We start from the raw sequence: 255 nt of genomic DNA, 5'->3' as shown, positions 1-255 counted from the left end.
ACACCTATCCGTCAACCTATGACCCCTATGGTCGGGCGTTCTTCAGCGGCGTGTCGCTGAAGTTCTGAGGCAACGGACCGGAGCGCCTGGGACGGGCGCTCCGGTTTGGCATGGCGGCCCTAGAATTGGCCGCCGACATTGAAGGTGAGGAGCTTGGTGTCGTCGCCGCTTTGCTTGAGCAGCGCCTTGGCAAGATCGATGCGGAGCGGGCCGAACGGGGAATTCCAGTTGACGCCAATGCCGATCGAAACGCGC

Annotated in this window: 1 protein-coding gene; it reads right to left on the bottom strand. The window is 62.4% G+C overall.

Features of this window, described 5'->3' with window-relative positions; all coding sequences use genetic code 11:
- Positions 1-119 precede the first annotated feature (119 nt).
- Positions 120-245 carry a BamA/TamA family outer membrane protein gene (locus RAD10_RS42255; protein WP_461622063.1) on the bottom strand — a complete coding sequence of 42 codons (126 nt, stop codon included), beginning with the start codon at positions 243-245 and terminating at the stop codon, positions 120-122.
- Between the last annotated feature and the right edge of the window lie 10 nt (positions 246-255).

It is taken from the genome of Bradyrhizobium sp. 23AC (genome assembly GCF_054863025.1).
This window is presented reverse-complemented; position numbering and strand designations above follow the sequence as displayed.